Annotated in this window: 12 protein-coding genes and 1 pseudogene; all 13 read right to left on the reverse strand. The window is 45.4% G+C overall.

Annotated features, from left to right (window positions below; translation table 11 throughout):
- Position 1: 1 nt before the first annotated feature.
- On the reverse strand, positions 2–1,528 hold the full coding sequence (gene atpD, locus JHU38_RS03135; RefSeq protein ID WP_107580867.1) for a F0F1 ATP synthase subunit beta: 1,527 nt from the start codon (positions 1,526–1,528) through the stop codon (positions 2–4).
- A gap of 125 nt (positions 1,529–1,653) precedes the next feature.
- On the reverse strand, positions 1,654–2,631 hold the full coding sequence (pfkA, locus tag JHU38_RS03140) for a 6-phosphofructokinase (RefSeq protein WP_107580868.1): 978 nt from the start codon (positions 2,629–2,631) through the stop codon (positions 1,654–1,656).
- A gap of 12 nt (positions 2,632–2,643) precedes the next feature.
- Positions 2,644–4,095: a pyruvate kinase gene (gene pyk / locus JHU38_RS03145; protein WP_107580869.1), complete on the reverse strand. Its 1,452-nt coding sequence runs from the start codon at positions 4,093–4,095 to the stop codon at positions 2,644–2,646.
- A 119-nt stretch (positions 4,096–4,214) separates the two neighbouring features.
- On the reverse strand, positions 4,215–5,495 hold the full coding sequence (locus JHU38_RS03150; protein WP_107580870.1) for a glycosyltransferase: 1,281 nt from the start codon (positions 5,493–5,495) through the stop codon (positions 4,215–4,217).
- A 797-nt stretch (positions 5,496–6,292) separates the two neighbouring features.
- Entirely contained in the window at positions 6,293–6,763 is a 471-nt protein-coding gene (locus tag JHU38_RS03155) for a hypothetical protein (RefSeq protein WP_107580872.1), read from the reverse strand.
- Between the two features lie 180 nt (positions 6,764–6,943).
- Positions 6,944–7,285: a hypothetical protein gene (locus JHU38_RS03160; RefSeq protein WP_207859302.1), complete on the reverse strand. Its 342-nt coding sequence runs from the start codon at positions 7,283–7,285 to the stop codon at positions 6,944–6,946.
- 342 nt (positions 7,286–7,627) lie between these two features.
- Positions 7,628–7,717, reverse strand: a pseudogene (locus JHU38_RS12605) (transposase); the annotation flags it as partial.
- Positions 7,718–8,341: 624 nt separating this feature from the next.
- Positions 8,342–10,282, reverse strand: a complete 1,941-nt coding sequence (locus tag JHU38_RS03165; RefSeq protein ID WP_107580874.1) for an NAD(+) synthase — start codon at positions 10,280–10,282, stop codon at positions 8,342–8,344.
- A gap of 18 nt (positions 10,283–10,300) precedes the next feature.
- Complete coding sequence (locus JHU38_RS03170) at positions 10,301–11,503, reverse strand: DUF2027 domain-containing protein (protein ID WP_107580875.1); 1,203 nt, start codon at positions 11,501–11,503, stop codon at positions 10,301–10,303.
- Positions 11,504–11,524: 21 nt separating this feature from the next.
- Positions 11,525–12,781 carry an S-adenosylmethionine:tRNA ribosyltransferase-isomerase gene (locus tag JHU38_RS03175; RefSeq protein ID WP_107582264.1) on the reverse strand — a complete coding sequence of 419 codons (1,257 nt, stop codon included), beginning with the start codon at positions 12,779–12,781 and terminating at the stop codon, positions 11,525–11,527.
- Between the two features lie 29 nt (positions 12,782–12,810).
- On the reverse strand, positions 12,811–13,422 hold the full coding sequence (locus tag JHU38_RS03180) for a phosphatase PAP2 family protein (RefSeq protein ID WP_232369816.1): 612 nt from the start codon (positions 13,420–13,422) through the stop codon (positions 12,811–12,813).
- Between the two features lie 95 nt (positions 13,423–13,517).
- Positions 13,518–16,103: a BatD family protein gene (locus JHU38_RS03185; protein WP_107580876.1), complete on the reverse strand. Its 2,586-nt coding sequence runs from the start codon at positions 16,101–16,103 to the stop codon at positions 13,518–13,520.
- 36 nt (positions 16,104–16,139) lie between these two features.
- Positions 16,140–17,837, reverse strand: coding sequence for a VWA domain-containing protein (locus JHU38_RS03190; protein WP_107580877.1), 1,698 nt, complete (start codon positions 17,835–17,837; stop codon positions 16,140–16,142).
- Between the last annotated feature and the right edge of the window lie 9 nt (positions 17,838–17,846).

Below are 17,846 nucleotides of genomic sequence, written 5' to 3' on the forward strand. Positions count from 1 at the left end.
CTTAAGCACTGGCAGCGGCAAGCAGCTTTTTGGCCTTCTCTTTTGCGTCTTCAATCGTTCCCACGTTGATGAATGCCTGTTCTGGCAGGTCATCCACTTCGCCGTCGAGAATCGCGTTAAAGCCCTTGATTGTTTCTTCGATGGGCACCATCACGCCTTTCAAGCCTGTAAATTGTTCTGCTACCGTAAATGGTTGTGAGAGGAAACGCTGTACACGACGTGCACGGTTTACGGTCAATTTATCTTCGTCAGAAAGTTCATCCATCCCCAAGATGGCTATGATATCTTGGAGTTCATTATAACGCTGCAGCAATTGCTTTACACGCTGCGCGCAGTCATAGTGAGCCTTGCCAACAATAAGCGGATCCAATATTCTGGAAGTGCTGCCCAACGGGTCTACAGCCGGATAGATACCCAACTCGGCTATCTTACGAGAGAGTTCGGTTGTCGCGTCCAAATGCGAGAACGTCGTCGCAGGAGCAGGGTCGGTCAAGTCGTCCGCAGGTACATACACTGCCTGAACAGATGTAATAGAACCATTCTTGGTCGAAGTGATACGCTCTTGCATGACACCCATTTCGCTGGCCAATGTCGGCTGATACCCTACAGCTGACGGCATACGGCCCAACAATGCCGAAACCTCAGAACCGGCCTGTGTGAAACGGAAAATGTTATCAATAAAGAACATGATGTCGGCCGGTTCTCCGTTCTTGCCCCCATGGTCACGAAATTCCTCTGCCACCGTGAGTCCGGACAACGCTACCGAAGCACGTGCTCCGGGCGGTTCGTTCATCTGACCGTAAACCAAAGTAGCCTGACTTTCCGCCAGCTCTTTTTTATCCACAAGCGATAAGTCCCACTTATCTTCTTCCATGGCTTTTCTGAAAGCGTCACCATATTTGATAACGCCACTTTCCAGCATGTCACGCAACAAATCGTTACCTTCACGAGTACGTTCGCCCACGCCCGCAAAGACAGAGTAGCCGTTATGCCCCTTGGCAATATTATTGATCAGCTCCATAATGAGCACGGTCTTTCCTACTCCCGCGCCACCAAACAAGCCAATTTTACCACCTTTCATGTAAGGCTCCAGCAGGTCAATGACCTTGATACCGGTTGCCAACATCTCTTTACGTGTTGAGAGTTGATCGAATGACGGAGCTTCACGGTGAATGGGATAAGAGCCTTTCATATCCAATTCTTCCATGCCGTCGATTGGTTTACCGATGACATTCATCATTCGACCCTTGATTTGCTCGCCGGCAGGCATGGTGATAGGGCTGCCCGTAGTCATGACTTCCAGACCTCTTTGCAGACCGTCCGTATTGTCCATAGCCACACACCGCACCGTATCTTCGCCTATATGCTGTTGCACCTCAATGACAAGTTCACTGTCATCAGGTCGTTTTACTTTTAAAGCTTCATAAATTTTTGGCAATACCTTCTCCGCGTCTTGGCCTTCCGTATTGAAATAAACATCAATCACAGGACCGATAATCTGTGAGATATGCCCGATAATTTGCGACATAAGCTATTAATTTTAATGTTAACTTTCGAAAATAATAGTATAGCAAAAGTAAAAATAAATGTCGAATCCCACAAAACAATTGGGAACTTTAGACAAATTATTGATTACTTTAATACCTTTTAATATTATATACTCAACTCGTCAAGCACCTTTATCAGCTTCCTGTCAAAAGGCTTATCACTGCGGATAGCTTCACTCAATGGCACGTAAACCACCTCGTTGTTTCTCACGCCTACCATGATGTTACGCTGTCCTTGCAGAATAGCCTCTATGGCACCTACACCCGTACGGCTGGCCAGAATGCGGTCACGGGCCGTCGGGCGCCCGCCACGCTGCAAATGTCCCAAAATAGAAACACGTACGTCGTATTCGGGAAATTCTTTCTTCACACGATCTGCATAATAAAGAGCGCCACATTTAGGACTTTCGCTGACAATCACGATACAACTCTTCTTACTCTTACGGATTCCCCGCTCCATAAACTGGGCCAACTGGTCTACATCCGTACTGTCCTCGGGAATAATCGCGGCTTCCGCGCCTGATGCGATGGCGGAGTTTTGGGCAAGAAAGCCCGCGTCACGCCCCATCACTTCAACAAAGAAAATGCGCTCGTGGCTCTGCGCTGTGTCACGAATACGGTCTACGCATTCCACGATTGTATTCATCGTCGTGTCATAACCGATCGTATTATCCGTTCCGTAGAGGTCGTTGTCAATAGTTCCCGGCAAACCGATACAGCAGATATCATACTCGCGGGCAAACTCCATGGCACCGGTCAGCGAACCGTTACCACCAATCACGACCAAAGCATCGATTTCCTGCTTTTGAATGTTCTCAAAAGCCTTCTGCCGCCCCTCGGGCGTCATGAAGTCCTTACTGCGTGCCGTCTTCAACATCGTACCGCCGGTACCGATAATTCCGCTGACGTTTTCTGTCGTAAAGGATTTAATTTCATTATTGATTAATCCGTCATAACCTCTATAGATGGCCTTTATGTGAAAGCCATTGTAAATTCCTGCACGCGTCACGGCCCTAATGGCGGCATTCATTCCGGGAGCGTCACCTCCCGATGTCAGAATCCCTATCGTTTTTATCTTTACCATAATATATAAACCTTATTTCCTTACCCTTTCATCAGGCAGATGGAACTGATAGCGACGTTCAAACACCTCTTTCACCTTATTGATTTCCAAGAATGTAGTGCCGCCACCTTCTCCAAGACTACCGCTCAGATACGCGATCTTATCCGTCAACTCTATATATCCCTTCTGCCGCAGCATACGCAATGCGGCAAAAAACATATACTGTGAAGACACATGCTCTTTCTGGTAAATTGGAATCACGCCGTAACTCAAGTTCAACCAGCGTTGTGTCTTCTCTTTATAGCAGATGGCCAACACCGGAACAGGACCGCGGAAAGCGGCCAGATTGCGGGCCGTCTGCCCCGTCTCGCTGTCTGTGATGATACCGGCCACACCCATTTTCTGAGTTGCTTCTATGGCCGCGTGCGCCAAAAACTCTTTCTGATCGCAATCGGGAGATATCGGTATGGCGATATCGTTCTCTCGCGCCTTGTCTTTCTCGGCCTCTTCCGCTATCCGTGCCATGGTCTGCACAGCCTCCAGCGGATACTTGCCACTGGCGGTCTCGCCACTCAACATCAACGCGTCGGTTCGATAATAAATGGCATTGGCGATATCTGTTACTTCCGCACGGGTAGGTCTGGGATTGTTAATCATCGTATGAAGCATTTGCGTAGCCACGATGACGGGTCGCTTCTTCAATACGCATTTCCGGATAATCTGGCGCTGAATGCCGGGGATCGTCTCTATGGGCACCTCGATACCCAAATCCCCGCGCGCGATCATGATTCCGTAGCAGGCATCGATAATTTCATCTATATTGTCTACTCCTTCCTGATTCTCTATCTTTGAAATTATCTTAATATCACTTCCATGCGTGTCCAATATATCTTGAACGGCCTTCACGTCTGTCGCGTTTCTTACAAACGAGTGAGCGATGAAATCGACATCCAGTTCTATCGCCAACAGAATATTCCTTTTATCTTTTTCCGTAAGTGTAGGAAGATCAATATGTTCTCCGGGCACATTCACACTTTTATGCGCTCCCAGCATTCCGTCGTTCTTAACCTTGGCTATCAGCATGGGGCCTTCATTTTCCATCACCTCCATATCCAGTTCGCCGTCGTCAAAGAGCAGGTGGTCACCCACTTTCACGTCCTTGCAGATATCTACATAAGAAACATTGATTATGTCGTGTGAAGTTTCCATTTCAGGACGACCGAATATCTTCACGACGTCGCCTATAGAATAATGTATAGGCGCGGCCACTCCCGTAGTCCTCACTTCAGGCCCCTTGGTATCAATCATGATACCGATATGTGGAGATACGGCCCGAACATTCGCCACAATCAGCCTGATTCCGTCGGGAGTGGCATGAGCCGTGTTGATTCTTACAACGTTCATTCCCGCAAAGAACAGTTTACGGATAAATTCCTGATCACATCGGCGGTCACTAATCGAAGCTACGATCTTGGTTTGTTTCATACGAAAACTCTATCTTTTATCTTTTGCAAAGATACAAAATTAATCATACTTCATTCTTTTTTAAAAGATAAAATATTGAAATTACAACCGCCAAGATGGCTGAGGAGAGACCAAACACGTTATTTTTCAGACGACAATGTAGGCCATCGCAAGTTAAACCTACCCAACATCGTTTTCCATGTCGCGTCATTCACGCCGGGCGCATACTCCCAACGCTTCTCCATACAATTTTGTTGCATCCGCGCACGTAGGTCTTCATCTTGACAAAGGCGTACCAACTCGTTGCCAAACATGGCCCAATTATTTTTCTCCACGCATATTCCCGCGGCGTGTTCGCCCTCGCCTATCATCGCGGCTACCCCCTGACAACAATTAAAAGCCACCGGAACGACGCCATTGTTCTGCGCTTCCTCTATTGCCAATGGCCATCCTTCGTAAGAAGAGGGCAAGCACAATACGGCCGCGTCATCATACACTTTTTGGGTGTTGGCGGTATATCCCATCAACTTCACGCGTGGAATGCAATACTTATCAATACGGTTTTGCAACATATTCTCCACCCTGCCCGTGCCATGGAAACGCAGTTCCCAATCGGGTAACCGGGGCGCAACGCGACGCCAAAGATTTAACAAAAGGTCCACTTGCTTATCGGCCAGACTCAAACGACCAACAAAAACAATCTGCTTTTTCTTTTCTATCTTTGCTTCTCCGTTAATGGGTAAAGTGTTGATAAATGAATAAATACGGGATTGTTCCTCTGAATCGAGCGCAAAAAGTCGTATCCATTCCTGCCTGTAACATTCGTGCAGCACGATAAGTCCATTGACACTACGGAAACAACGCAGGTAAACCTCACGCAGTTGCTTTATCGCCCTGCCGCGCTGAAATAAATATTTAGGACGCCACAGCAAATTAACCTCTATCCATCGTCCCACAGACATACGCGCTCGGGCAGCTTTTCCGGCTACTTTATTAATGATTTCCCACATCGGAGGCAGGTGCTGCCAATACACATAATGGCAACGTGGTGTTTGCTGACGCAACATGGCAGGCACAACCACATACTTGGTTTCGGCGTTAATAAACAAGATACGAATATCTCTTCGGTTTATCTCGTCGCTCAGCAATGCTACATTCTCGTCAGAAAAGCAATCATAACTCATCACGTCATGAGGAAGTGTGATGATTTCACCACAAGGAAGCCTGTTCTTTTCTGCTTTGTCGACTTCCGAAACAAAAAAGGTTGAGGTTACTCCACGCTTATCAAAAAAGTCTGCGGAACGTAATGAGACCATCTCTGCTCCTCCATCAAAAAGTCGTTCCTGCAAAAAGCCAACATGCAACAAATCTTCTTTTTCGCTTCCTTCTACATTTACATCTTGCTGAATATCACATTTCATACTTTCATTTATTACGTTTTGATTCTCTTATTTGCCGACCCAATAAGTATTTTTAAAGACAAAAACACTTCAACGTGGCCTGGGAACACAATTACTGTTTCACTTTACACCGTGATATTAGGCAAAGATAATAATAAAATTAATGTATTGGCCACCAAACTGTAATAATCGACAAAATCCTCATCATAGTTTTTGTTTGCCAAATATGATTTATGTTGCAAATATAGTTGTTATATTTAGCAATTTAAATAACATCAAAAGAAACGATTCTATCAATTTTGTAAATACCATTTTCAATACGAATTTCCAACAATATAAGAACAGTCTCTTTTACAGGCTTATGATTTATATCACTGTCAAGAATTTGATATGACACCTTATATCTCTTATTGTTTATTTTGCATATACAAAGAGACTTTTTTAATTATATCGAGATCTTCAGAGCTAACCAACCCCATAAAATCATCCCATCCTCTACCATTTATACGAATATTTTTAATATATTCTCGAAAAAACGACTTAGTACAATATTTTTGTACTAAAGAATCTTGTGTATGATACATCTCCTCATCGTTTTTATACAGATAAGAGGAATTATATTCTACATAGAACGTTCGCAACCTATCTTCTATGCCTTCGACATTTTGTGCTTTTACACAATAAGAAGAACTCAATAGAATCAGAAATAACAAAAATTGCTTTACCATCTGAATATTGAAAAATTATTATGTTGTTTATATTGAGGATTGGAGCCAGATTTCTTTCATTCCGTTCTCATCCATAACGGAGAGCGATCTCTACAGATCAGGATTTGTAAGGTCTGTAACATCATCTATCTTATAGCCACTTTTTTCTTTTGTCAACTTCACGCAGAGGACAATGTTATATACTTTCATTTTACCTCTTGGATCTTCCATATTCGTAACATAAGAAACATGATATACATTATCTGATATTTTCTTGATTCTCATGGTTGTGAGTGAGTTTTTGTCCATCGTCCAATCTGTCGTTATAAAATCATGATCCAGTCCTATTCTTCGTTGTTCCGCAAGCAATTCTTTCTTGAACTTCATTGAACAATACTGTCTGTATAACGCAGCAAGTCCGGTTTTTACTTTATGGGGATCGTATTCATATCTCCAAATACTATCATTCTTGGCATACATCGCTTTGATGAGCAGAACTTTTTTTTCTTCTTGGCTGCTAAAAGAAAGAACAGTAAGAGAGAAAAATGTAAAACAAAACAAGAAAAACGTTTTCATATTCATATTATTATTTGATAAAAGTTATAGCGGTTGAAACTTTGGCTATTGTCAGGCAACTGCACATAGTTATCGGGGCTGAAGAAGCGACCGAGAACCGGATCATACAAGCGACCATTCATGTTGTAATAACTTGGTAAGTCCCTGAAAATGTTATTTATTCTCTGAGATTTAGTAATTATAATTTTATTTGGGATTATAGACTTCTATAATGTTATTGTTGTTTTGTAATTCATCATCTGCAATTACTTCTTTTATGTCATAAAGTTTGTGTTTGCATATATCACCCCATCCCCATTTTCTTGCAATGCTTAATTTAATTATGAATAAGTATCCTGTATGATTATGATTAAATAATGACGAATATGTTGTTCTGCCAATCGAGTCTGGCAAAATGAGATTTCCATGAATATTCAAATGCCCGGACTCGTTAATACTGGTAAAACTTGAAATTGCTGTATCAGTACTGGCTTCTAAAAAAGCATCTACACTATCAATGCTGTTGTATAAGGATCTACCAATAAGCAATGTGTCTCGGGTGCAATTTTTAACTCTTATGGAATGTACCGTATCAAATACGTGGATACAAGATGACAGCATCTGGCTAATTAACAATGTGGATACAAATGATATTTGTGAAACTACCTTTATTTTTAACATAAGTAAATCGATTTAATAGTAAAAAATAGTAGCACAATAAGTGTTTTAAAGACAAAAACACTTCAACGTGGCTTGGGGAACAGCATTACTGTTTCACTTTACATCGTGACATCAAGCAAAGATAATAATAAAAATACGAGTAAAGACCGGTTCGGGCTAAGTTTTTCTAAAATAACTCCGTCTGTCTTGTTTTTTCGACATGTACGGGCAACAGCATCCCATCGTGCCTTTTCCACTCTTGGCAAATCCGTCGAAGGCCTTGTTGAAATACCGTCGTACATTGTGACATACAGGGAGCATAATTCATCACGTTCCACATTGGCAGTCAAGCATTAAACGCGGCTAATTTTAGAAATACTTACTCCGAACCGGCATAGTAATAAGGAAACACTTTGTTGACAATCCAATCATCAATAAAGAATATACCGAATCGCAAGCTAATTAGACTCTATAGAAGTTTCGGATGAACCCATGGAAAATGCGATGAACTTTTTTTGACAAAGAGGTCGAAAAAAGTACGCATTTTCAGAAAAGAAAAAGAAGTGGGACAAAAAAAACGGCAGGAAAATGAAATTTGGGCTATCTACTGATTATCAAGTAGTTAACAAACACAAACGCGATAAATGGAGCCATATACTTTGCAATAGCTATGCTTTTAGACTGTAAAAGGGCTGCTTTTAGCGACCAAAAGCAACTCTTTTGTGTGATGAAAGGACTGATATAGCCCGCTAAAAGCACTACTTTGAAGATGAAAATACAGAAAAACGGGGATGACGAGAACAAAAAACGAACGGAAAAGAGTTAAAAGAGACACATTCCGGCGCTAAATGAAGAGAAATCAGAGTCTGTTTTTTATGAGCAAAAATTTACAATGTCGATAAGTGGACGAGTTAATTCGCCTACTTGCCCACATTGTAAATTCATTCATAACGCTTCACACTGCTTGAGCCACAGGTCGCTGACAGCGTCGCTGGGCATACGCCAGTCACCACGGGGGCTCAAGCTCACGCTACTGATCTTGGGACCGTCGGGCAGACAAGAGCGCTTGAACTGCTGACTGAAGAAGCGGCGGTAGAATGTGGTGAGCCAATGCTTGACGGTGGCGGCATCGTGTTTTCCGGCGAAGGCGTGGCACGCCAGCATGTGAATCTTACGAGGACTGAAACCATAGCAAAGCACGTAGAAGAGGAAGAAATCGTGCAACTCATACGGTCCGACAAGGTCTTCCGTCTTCTGTTGTATATGTCCCTCGGCGTCGGCCGGTACTAACTCGGGACTGATGGGCGTGTCTACAATGTCACGCAAAATCGCCGCGGCATCTCCTTGCAACCAGGACGTGGCCGCATGCTTCACCAAACACAGAACAAGCGTCTTGGGAATACCCGCATTGACGCCATACATACTCATGTGGTCGCCGTTATAGGTGGCCCAGCCCAAGGCCAGTTCAGACAAGTCGCCCGTACCAACGACGAAGCCACCCAGCTCGTTAGCGAGATCCATCAGAATCTGTGTACGCTCACGGGCCTGCGCGTTCTCATACGTCGCGTCGTGTTTGGCGATATCGTGACCGATATCCTCAAAGTGTTGAACGACGCTCTTGGCGATATTGATTTCCTTAACGGTCACCCCGAGGTCGGCCATCAGCCGCAGGGCATTGTGGTAAGTGCGGTCGGTCGTACCGAAGCCGGGCATGGTAACCCCTACGATACCCTTGCGGTCGTAACCCAGCTTGTCGAAAGCACGCACACAGGCCAACAAGGCCAAGGTGCTGTCGAGCCCCCCACTGACACCCAAAACGACCTTTTGCGTTTGGGTATGAAGCATGCGCTTGACAAGCCCCATCGATTGAATACCGAAAATGGTTTCGCAAACGTCTTGCATATCGCTGTCAACCGGAAGGAAAGGCATAGGAGAGATGTGACGGTCGAGTGCGAATGGCATGGAGTCAACCGCCAGGCAGTCGATAATCACTCCTTCGGTAAGCGCTTCATTGGCGTCGGGACGCTGCGCGTTGACAAAGGTGGTGTTCATTCTGCGATTAGACCGAAGGCTCTCTATATCCACCTGAGCGACAACCATTTGGCTGTCGAGCATGAAACGTTTGCTTTCAGCCAGCAGCGACCCGTTCTCGTAAATCAAGGCACTACCCGCATAAACCACATCCTGCGTACTCTCGCCAAAGCCGCAACTGCTATAGACATAGCCCGTGGCCGTTCGTGCGCTCTGCTGAGCCACCAGACTCTTCAGATAGTTGTGCTTACCTATCAGCTCGTCGCTGGCAGACAGGTTGAAGATAAGATCGGCGCCGGCCAGGGCCAATACGTTACTGGGAGGCGTAGGTCCCCACACGTCTTCGCAGATTTCGACGCCAAAGAGGGCTCCTCCCGACGTGTGGAACAACTGAGGACGGGAAGTCACCATAACTCGATTGCCCGCATAACGGATTTCGCGCGGACGCAGGTCTTGGGCCGAGGCGAACCAACGCTTCTCATAAAACTCACTGTAATTGGGCAGATAAACCTTGGGAACCAGCCCGAGAAGTTTGCCACGCTGGATAACGGCCGCACAATTCAGCAATAAATCGCCCACCACAACCGGCAAACCGACAATAGAGATGACATTCAGCTGACGGGAATGGTCGAGTAGAGCTACCATCGCGTGCTCGCAAGCGTCGATGAGAACTTGCTGGCGAAAGAGGTCTTGACAAGTGTAGGCCGTGATACACAACTCCGGAAAAACGATAATCTCTACACCTGCATCCTCGGCCTGTCCCATCAGGGTCTCTATCTGCTGCCTATTATACTCGCAATCGGCGACGCGAACAGCCGGCACTGCACTGGCGACTTTAATAAATCCATATTCCATGATAAGACAGATATTAAATTATTTAATGGTTACTTGTGTGGCGCCATATCCATATTCCTGGAAAGAGGCGTCCTGATAAGCATATTGCTTGTAACGATAATGAAGTTCATTGATGATGGCATGGCGCAAAACTCCCTCGCCCTTGCCATGAATGAAAACGATTTTCCGGCCTTTCTTGCCGGCATACTCTGCCAACGTATCTCTGAAGGTCTTCATCTGATAGTTCAGAATATCGATAGGCTGCATGCCCGCCGTAGAGTCGAGCAAGGCCTCGGCATGCAAATCAACAACCACGATGTCGTCGTCGCCCCGTTTTTTCATGGCAAACGGGTTACCCTTCTTGCCAGGTTGCTCATAGCGGCGAACGTAAGAGTCCGCTTCAGTAACTGCCGATTGATCGGGCGCGTCGCTCGTATTGGGCGCGAACATTTGCTGCTTGAGACGTTTCGCGTCGATGACGAGCGGGCGGGCCGGCACGTCGTTGACCACTATATCGTAGAGCAATGCAGGCTGCTCAAAGAAATCATTGGCCTGAAAAGTATGCAACTTATAAAACTTGACGGGGTCGACGCGAAACCGGGCTTCGAGCAAGGGCTTGAGAATAAAACTCTTATCCGTCTTGTAAGCAATCAACTGCACGGCTACCTTACCCAATTCATTGAGCACATCGCGGCCAAACTCCTCAACGAAAAGTTTGGTATTGGGCTCGAGTTCGCCATGCGCACGAAGCGTCCAGCTGTTGCCCTCGGCCGCCATGTAGGTGTAATGGAAATAATAATTGCTATCATTGACGAGATAAGTTTCAAACCGGGTATCGGTAACCTCCTTTATATCGACAGGGACAAAGGCCAGATAGACCGAGAGCGCATTGCCCCCTTTGCGTTCCTGCACGGGTAGACGGAAAGCGACTTCACGATCGGAAGGATCGTCTTCGTCAGCTTCCTGTGCGATTTCGTCTGCCCCATCACGCAGCATGGCCTTCACGCTACGCTGATCGTGGCTCAACGCGGGAACATCACCCGGCTGCGATTTACCCAGCTTGTTCTCAACTATCCGTGCCGTACTGTAGTCGTCCGTGTCGACGACCACAACCTCGTTGATGGCTGTCGGAATCTGAAATCCGTCCTCATCCTCCACCAACACGATATTCTTTCCTTGGAAACCGGCTACCTTTCCCCCACCCGTTTCGCTAAGAAATCTTACTTGATCACCTATTTTCATATAAATATTTTAGTTTAGAATTTATGGAATGAGCAAAGAGCTGTCGCCATAACTCAGAAAACGAAAGTCATGGGACAAGGCGTAATCGTAGACCTTACGCCAGTCGCCTTTGACAAAAGCGCTGACCAAGAGAAGCAACGTGCTCTTGGGCTGGTGGAAATTGGTTATCAGCATTGTGACAATCTTATACTCGTAACCCGGCGCAATGATAATCCGGGTGCTGCTATGAAGGGCCTCAAGGCCATTGCGGTCGAGCCAATCCACAATATTCCGAATGGCACGGACGGGCCGGATGCCATCGACCATACGGCCATCACGCCCTCCTTCGTAAGGCTCCCACTGATTGACACGCAGTTCATCTTCCTGTGCTTGCGGGTGACGCTCCAGATAAACGCCTATGTAATAAAGGCTTTCAAGCGTGCGGACACTCGTTGTGCCCACAGCAATGGTGCGGCAGCCGTGCCGCAACAGCTTTTCCAAACTATGCCGATGAACGCAGATAAACTCCGTGTGCATCCGGTGTCCGTCAATTTCTTCAGACTTCACGGGCTTGAATGTTCCGGCACCGACATGCAAAGTGACTTCCTCACGGTCAATGCCACACCGGTCGAGCGCGGCCAAAACGTTATCGGTAAAATGCAGGCCGGCCGTAGGAGCGGCCACACTACCCTTGATTTTAGAGTAAACCGTCTGGTAAGTAACCTTGTCGCTCTCCTGCGTTGCACGGTTCAAATAAGGCGGAATAGGCAGCTCACCCACCGCCTCCAGTATCTCGGCAAAGCTCACCCGATCGTTGTTCCAAGTGAAATCGACCCAATAGTTGGTACCCAACTTGCTCCCCGGAGCCGCGTCTTTGTCCGCGTTGTGCCGGGCGCAGAGCGTCAACCGTTGACCTTTAATTTCGAATTCGCGCTTGAGTTGGCCCTCTTTCCACTTTTTCAGATTGCCTATCATGCAAAGCCATGAGCACTGCCCGGTGGTCTGAAACATCTGCTCATAATCCGTCGGGGCTGCCGGTTCCATCAGAAAGACCTCAATAAGGGCACCGGTTTCCTTACGGAAGTGCATCCTCGCCTGAATGACACGCGTGTTATTGAAGACCATCAAAGCTCCTTGGGGCAGGTACCGGGGCAGTCGGAAGAACAGGTCTTCGGAAATGTTGCCCCGATTATAAATCAACAACTTACTATGATCACGCTCCGCAATGGGAAATTTGGCAATGCGGTCGTCGGGCAAAGGATAATTAAAATCACGAATATGAATATGTTTTGTTTCCATATTGATACGCAAGAGAGAATAATGTATGATTAAAGCAGGATGAGTGATAAAAAGACAGAACTGAGAAACAAAAGGCTCAGCACCGTAAGAATAATATCAACATCGGTCAGATTGTATCCGGAAGAGGTGTATTGAGTAGAAACGTAAGTGGTATGGGGTGTCACCATCGTATAAAAATAAATATAAGTACGATAGGAAAAATAGCCGACAAAGCCACCAAACAAAATACCAACAAGGATATCGGAAGGATAATGCATACCCAGATACAAACGGGTGTAGCATGACGCAACGGCCCATAAGGCTAATCCAACGACAAGTCGCCAATCTCTAATGAGAAGACTAAAGAATGTTGCCATCGCGCAAATATTGGCAGCATGGGCAGAGAAAAAGCTAAAATTCTTGTCAAAAATCCCAGGAACCGTATCGACAATATACTTTAACGACAGATCATTGCAAGGACGTAGCCGACCGACGAGCGGTTTGACAATTCCATCGGTCACGCCGTCGGCGACAAGAATACACAAAACAGCTCCACCCAAAGCCAGCATTATTTGGGCCATCGTGTCGTTGTTCTTCACAATGACATAGAAAAAAGCCAGATAGAGAGGTATCCATAACCATCCGGATGTTAAGGTTGTCATAACCCCATCCATAAAAACAGAATCACTCCCATTCAGCGCTAAGAGCAGATCCTTGTCCCATCTCAAGACTGCAGACAGATCCAAATCGTATAATTTTAAATTTCTTCGATAGACTTTGCGGGAATCCAACCTTCCCGACCGTCACCAACCACTACCTGGCACCACCCCGGCATAGTCTTATCTTTCACTTCCACCCGTGTCCCCTCATGCAAAACAAACTCATCGGAAGAAGAGGCAACGGGCGTCTTCTTAACGAGCACAGAAGAACTGATGACAATCGCTCCCGTCCGGTTATCATATTGTTGCTTCTGTTGCCATGCAAACAGATTGGCAAGCAGGAACAAAACAACAAAGAATCCTGCTCCAAAGAACCCCAGTTTTCGAATTAAAGATGTGGAGCCAAACAGATATACCAGCAAAAGAACTAAAACGAGACATATTGAACAAATAGCCGTTGAAGCCCAATGGTCTACGCTCATATAGTTGACAACCGCCTTGTACCACGTGACAAAAAACATTTCGTCGGCAGGCACAATCTTATCGATCGTCTTGCTGCGGGCAAACTGAAGATTAAAACGGATGTCGCGGTTTCCCGGATCCAACAGCAAGGCGCGCTCGTAATTAAGAACTGCTTTGGTTATATTATCCGTGCGATAGTAGGCATTGCCAAGATTATAATACAGCTCACTACTTTCACCGGCTTTCAATAAACTTTCATAGTCCTTGATGGCCTGTTGGTAGTTGCCCTTTTTATACTCCGCGTCCGCATTCTGCTTGGTTACAGCCAAGGAGGAGGCAGATATTATCGTGGCAAACAGCAGGAAAAGTGGCCTTACAATTCCTTTATGGGAAGAACGTTTATGACGTCTCATCACTTCTTCGATATTCATAATGGCAGTCATGGCACTTTCGAACGTCCGACTCATATTACCGGTTGTGTCGCCGGGAGCATAGCGTTCAAATTCGCATTCATCCAGCGCATTGATAAATTTATGGATTGTATCCTCGTCAACTTTGTGTCGGACTAAATTCTCAGAGATATTATCACGCGACAACTGCTCTACGGGCATACCCAACTTATCACTTACATAGCCCCACAAAGCATGCAAGACTTCATCGTAGAATTCATTTTGCTTACCTGACAACATCAAGCCATTGGCCTTACGAAGCCTACGAGTCGCAATTTTGTTGGCTTTCTTTCCACGCATTTTCACGGTATCCGCATTATCGATGGCACGCTGTCGGAAAATAATCAGTAAGATAACAAAAGCTATTAAAGGCAAGATATTAGCCAATATATACTCTAATGAACCAAAGAAGAAATCATTGGAGGCATGTTGAACCTCATTCGTCTCATGAATGCCACGTATATCATTGTCGGCGTCAGACGTGAGTTCTGTCACCTTAGTTCCCGAACTTTCACCTTTTGCTACATTGATTGTAAAAGACTGCGTCTTAACGGTACGATAACTGTTTGACGACGTGTCATAATAAACGAGCTCCACCCCGGGAATCGTGTACTTACCCTGATTTTGCGGAACGGCCAGATAATCATAGACCATATTACCTTCCAAACCGTTAGTCGTAAGTTTGGTCTTATCGATCACTTTGGGGTCATACTTATCGAAATCTTTTGGAAAAAGAACAACAGGCTGCTTGATCAGCTTTAGATTGCCGATTCCTCCAACAACAACACGAAGTTGTAAAGGATCACCGGCTTTAATTTCAGCCTTGTTAAGCGACGCGGAAATGTTAAAGCGGCCTACTCCACCAGAGAAATTGACAGGACGCTTAGGAAGGGGATCGACCTGAATGGAAATGCCAGGTGCTATAATCTCTCTCTTCACTTCGACATAGCCGGAACCACCATTGAAAAATGCTTCAAAAGGATTCACGTTTCGATTTTGCTGAACAACAATTCCCTTGAATGTGATACTTGGAATCTGGAGTTTTCCCGTCATCTGGGGATACATCACATACTGGCTCCAGGTAACACAACGATAAGGTCGCCCGTTGACATTCTCTATATGAAAACTCTTCTGTTGGGGTAACTTGACCTCCTGAGTATGGAATCCGGTAAGATCAGGCATTTTGCCTTCCAACTGAGTAAGTTCAACCAAGGTATAAACCTTATAGGTCAGCAAGATAGGCTCTTGCTCATGGACACGACGTTTACTGGCACTAACCTTGACAAACAGATCATTACCGGTAATGGCAGAGCCGGAAGAACGCACACGGGAAGATTCGCTATCATTATGCATAGTGGGCGCGCCACCGCTGTTCTGAGCTTGTCCTGCTACAACGATTCTGACGGATCTGGAACTGATTCTACGGCCATTGATGACGGCATGAGCCTCCGGAATGACATAAGAGCCATTCTTGTTGGCGTATAAAGTATAGGTAAAAGTGATAGAGGATGAACTGGAAGTATGGCCATTCACCATCTGATAGCTTGATTGCTGTGAGGTATACGGCCCCGCAATAACTTCCAAACCGGAAGGAATATTACCAACCCTGAATTCATCTACATTATCTGTATTGACAGTATACGACAAACGGAAATTCTCTCCGGCAGATACACGGGCTGGAGCCGATACAGATATTGATTGGGCCTGTAGAAGATTATATCCGCAAAAGAAGCAGATAATGAACAAGCTATAATATTTATAAATAGACTTCATTCGATACCAATCTCATTGTTGAACAAATAATTATAATCACCAGTTCTTTAGCAACTTACGAGAACGCGGTGCCGACATAGCCTTCTTGAGGCGTTGTTGGGTGTTTTGCTCCTCTTGCATAGCGGCATTGAGCAACTGCTCCGCATTATCTTTACTCATCTTCTCTTGCTGAGAAGGCTTATTCTGCGGCTGTTCTTTCTTGTCTTTGTCTTGTTTTTGCTTATTGTCCTGCTTATTATTGTCCTTCTTCTTTTTATCTTGATTATTATTCTTAGACTGATTCTTCTGCGGTTGATTTTTCTGCAAGCGCTTGCAAAGAGCCAGATTATAGCGCGTCTCATCGTCAAACGGATTATTGCGCAAGGCTTCCTTGTAAGCCTCTATCGCTTCACCATACAGCTGATGACGCTGGCAGATTGTACCAATATTATGATAGGACTTAGATTTGCGCAGCTTAGCTGTCTCCAACTCCCCTGCACGTTGATACAGTACCGTAGCCAAAGAATCCTTTTGCTGTAGCATCAAGGCACAGCCTAAGTTGTAGAGAGCCTGCGGATTACGGCTGTTTTTAGCCAGAGCCTTTCGATACTCCACCTCCGCCTTGGCAAAATTCTGCTGTCGGAAGAGCCGATTACCCGTTCTAATATAGTGACGGTCAGACTGGGCCAGCGCAAACAGGCAACCTAACGTAACCAACATAACTACCATACTGAATCTCTTCGTGAAGAGATGAATTTTGCCAGTTAACGGATTACGAGCTTCCATCAAACAAACTTCCATGATCAATAATAGAATTAAAATCAGTCCAAAAGCCTGAAACTGCTCGTTATACTCACTATAAACAACACTGTCGGTCTGCCCACTCTGTAATTTTGTCAGCTCATTATTAAGTTGTTCCTGTGCCTTGCTCGTATTATCAACATGGATATACTTGCCTTTTCCCGCTTGGGCAATTTGCCGACACATATCCTCGTTCAAAGCAGACATCACTGTTTGCCCCGCGTTATCCTTTATATAACCACCTTCTCCATCCGGAATCGGCGCACCTTTCGGATCACCAATGCCCAAGACGAACACATTCATACCTTTCTTGTGAGCAGCCGCGGCAGCTTCAAGAGCACCTCCTTCATGATCTTCACCGTCTGTTATGATAATGATGGCTTTTCCCACTTTATCCTGCTGTGTGAAACTTGCCGTTGATAATTTGATTGCCCGCGCAATATCAGTTCCTTGAAGTTGAATGAGTGAAGGATCAATATTCTGCAAAAACATCTTTGCAGAAACATAATCACTTGTGATTGGTAATTGAACAAAGGCGTCACCGGCAAATACAACAAGTCCTATCTTGTCATTCGTAAAGTGGTCTACAAGATTTTCCACGAGCAATTTACTTTTGGAAAGTCGGGATGGAGCAACGTCTTTGGCTAACATGGAATTACTGATATCCAATGCAATGATCGTCTCTATGCCTGAACGTTTCTCATGACTGATCTTCGTTCCCATCTGGGGACGTGCGATCATCAATATCAAAACCACCACGGCCAATAATAACATGGCCAACTTTATCGTAGGGCGATATTTCGAAACATCCGGCATCAGTTGCTTCAAGAGAGCCGAATCGCCAAACGCACGTAGTTTCTTCACCTTGCTGCGCCAGGCGATAAGGTTAATGACCAGCAGAACCGGAACCGTCAATAATAACCAGAGATATATAGGATCTTCAAATCTTAACATGCCACAATA

The sequence above is a fragment of the Prevotella illustrans genome, assembly GCF_017426725.1.
In the GTDB taxonomy this organism is placed as follows: Bacteria; Bacteroidota; Bacteroidia; order Bacteroidales; family Bacteroidaceae; genus Prevotella; species Prevotella illustrans.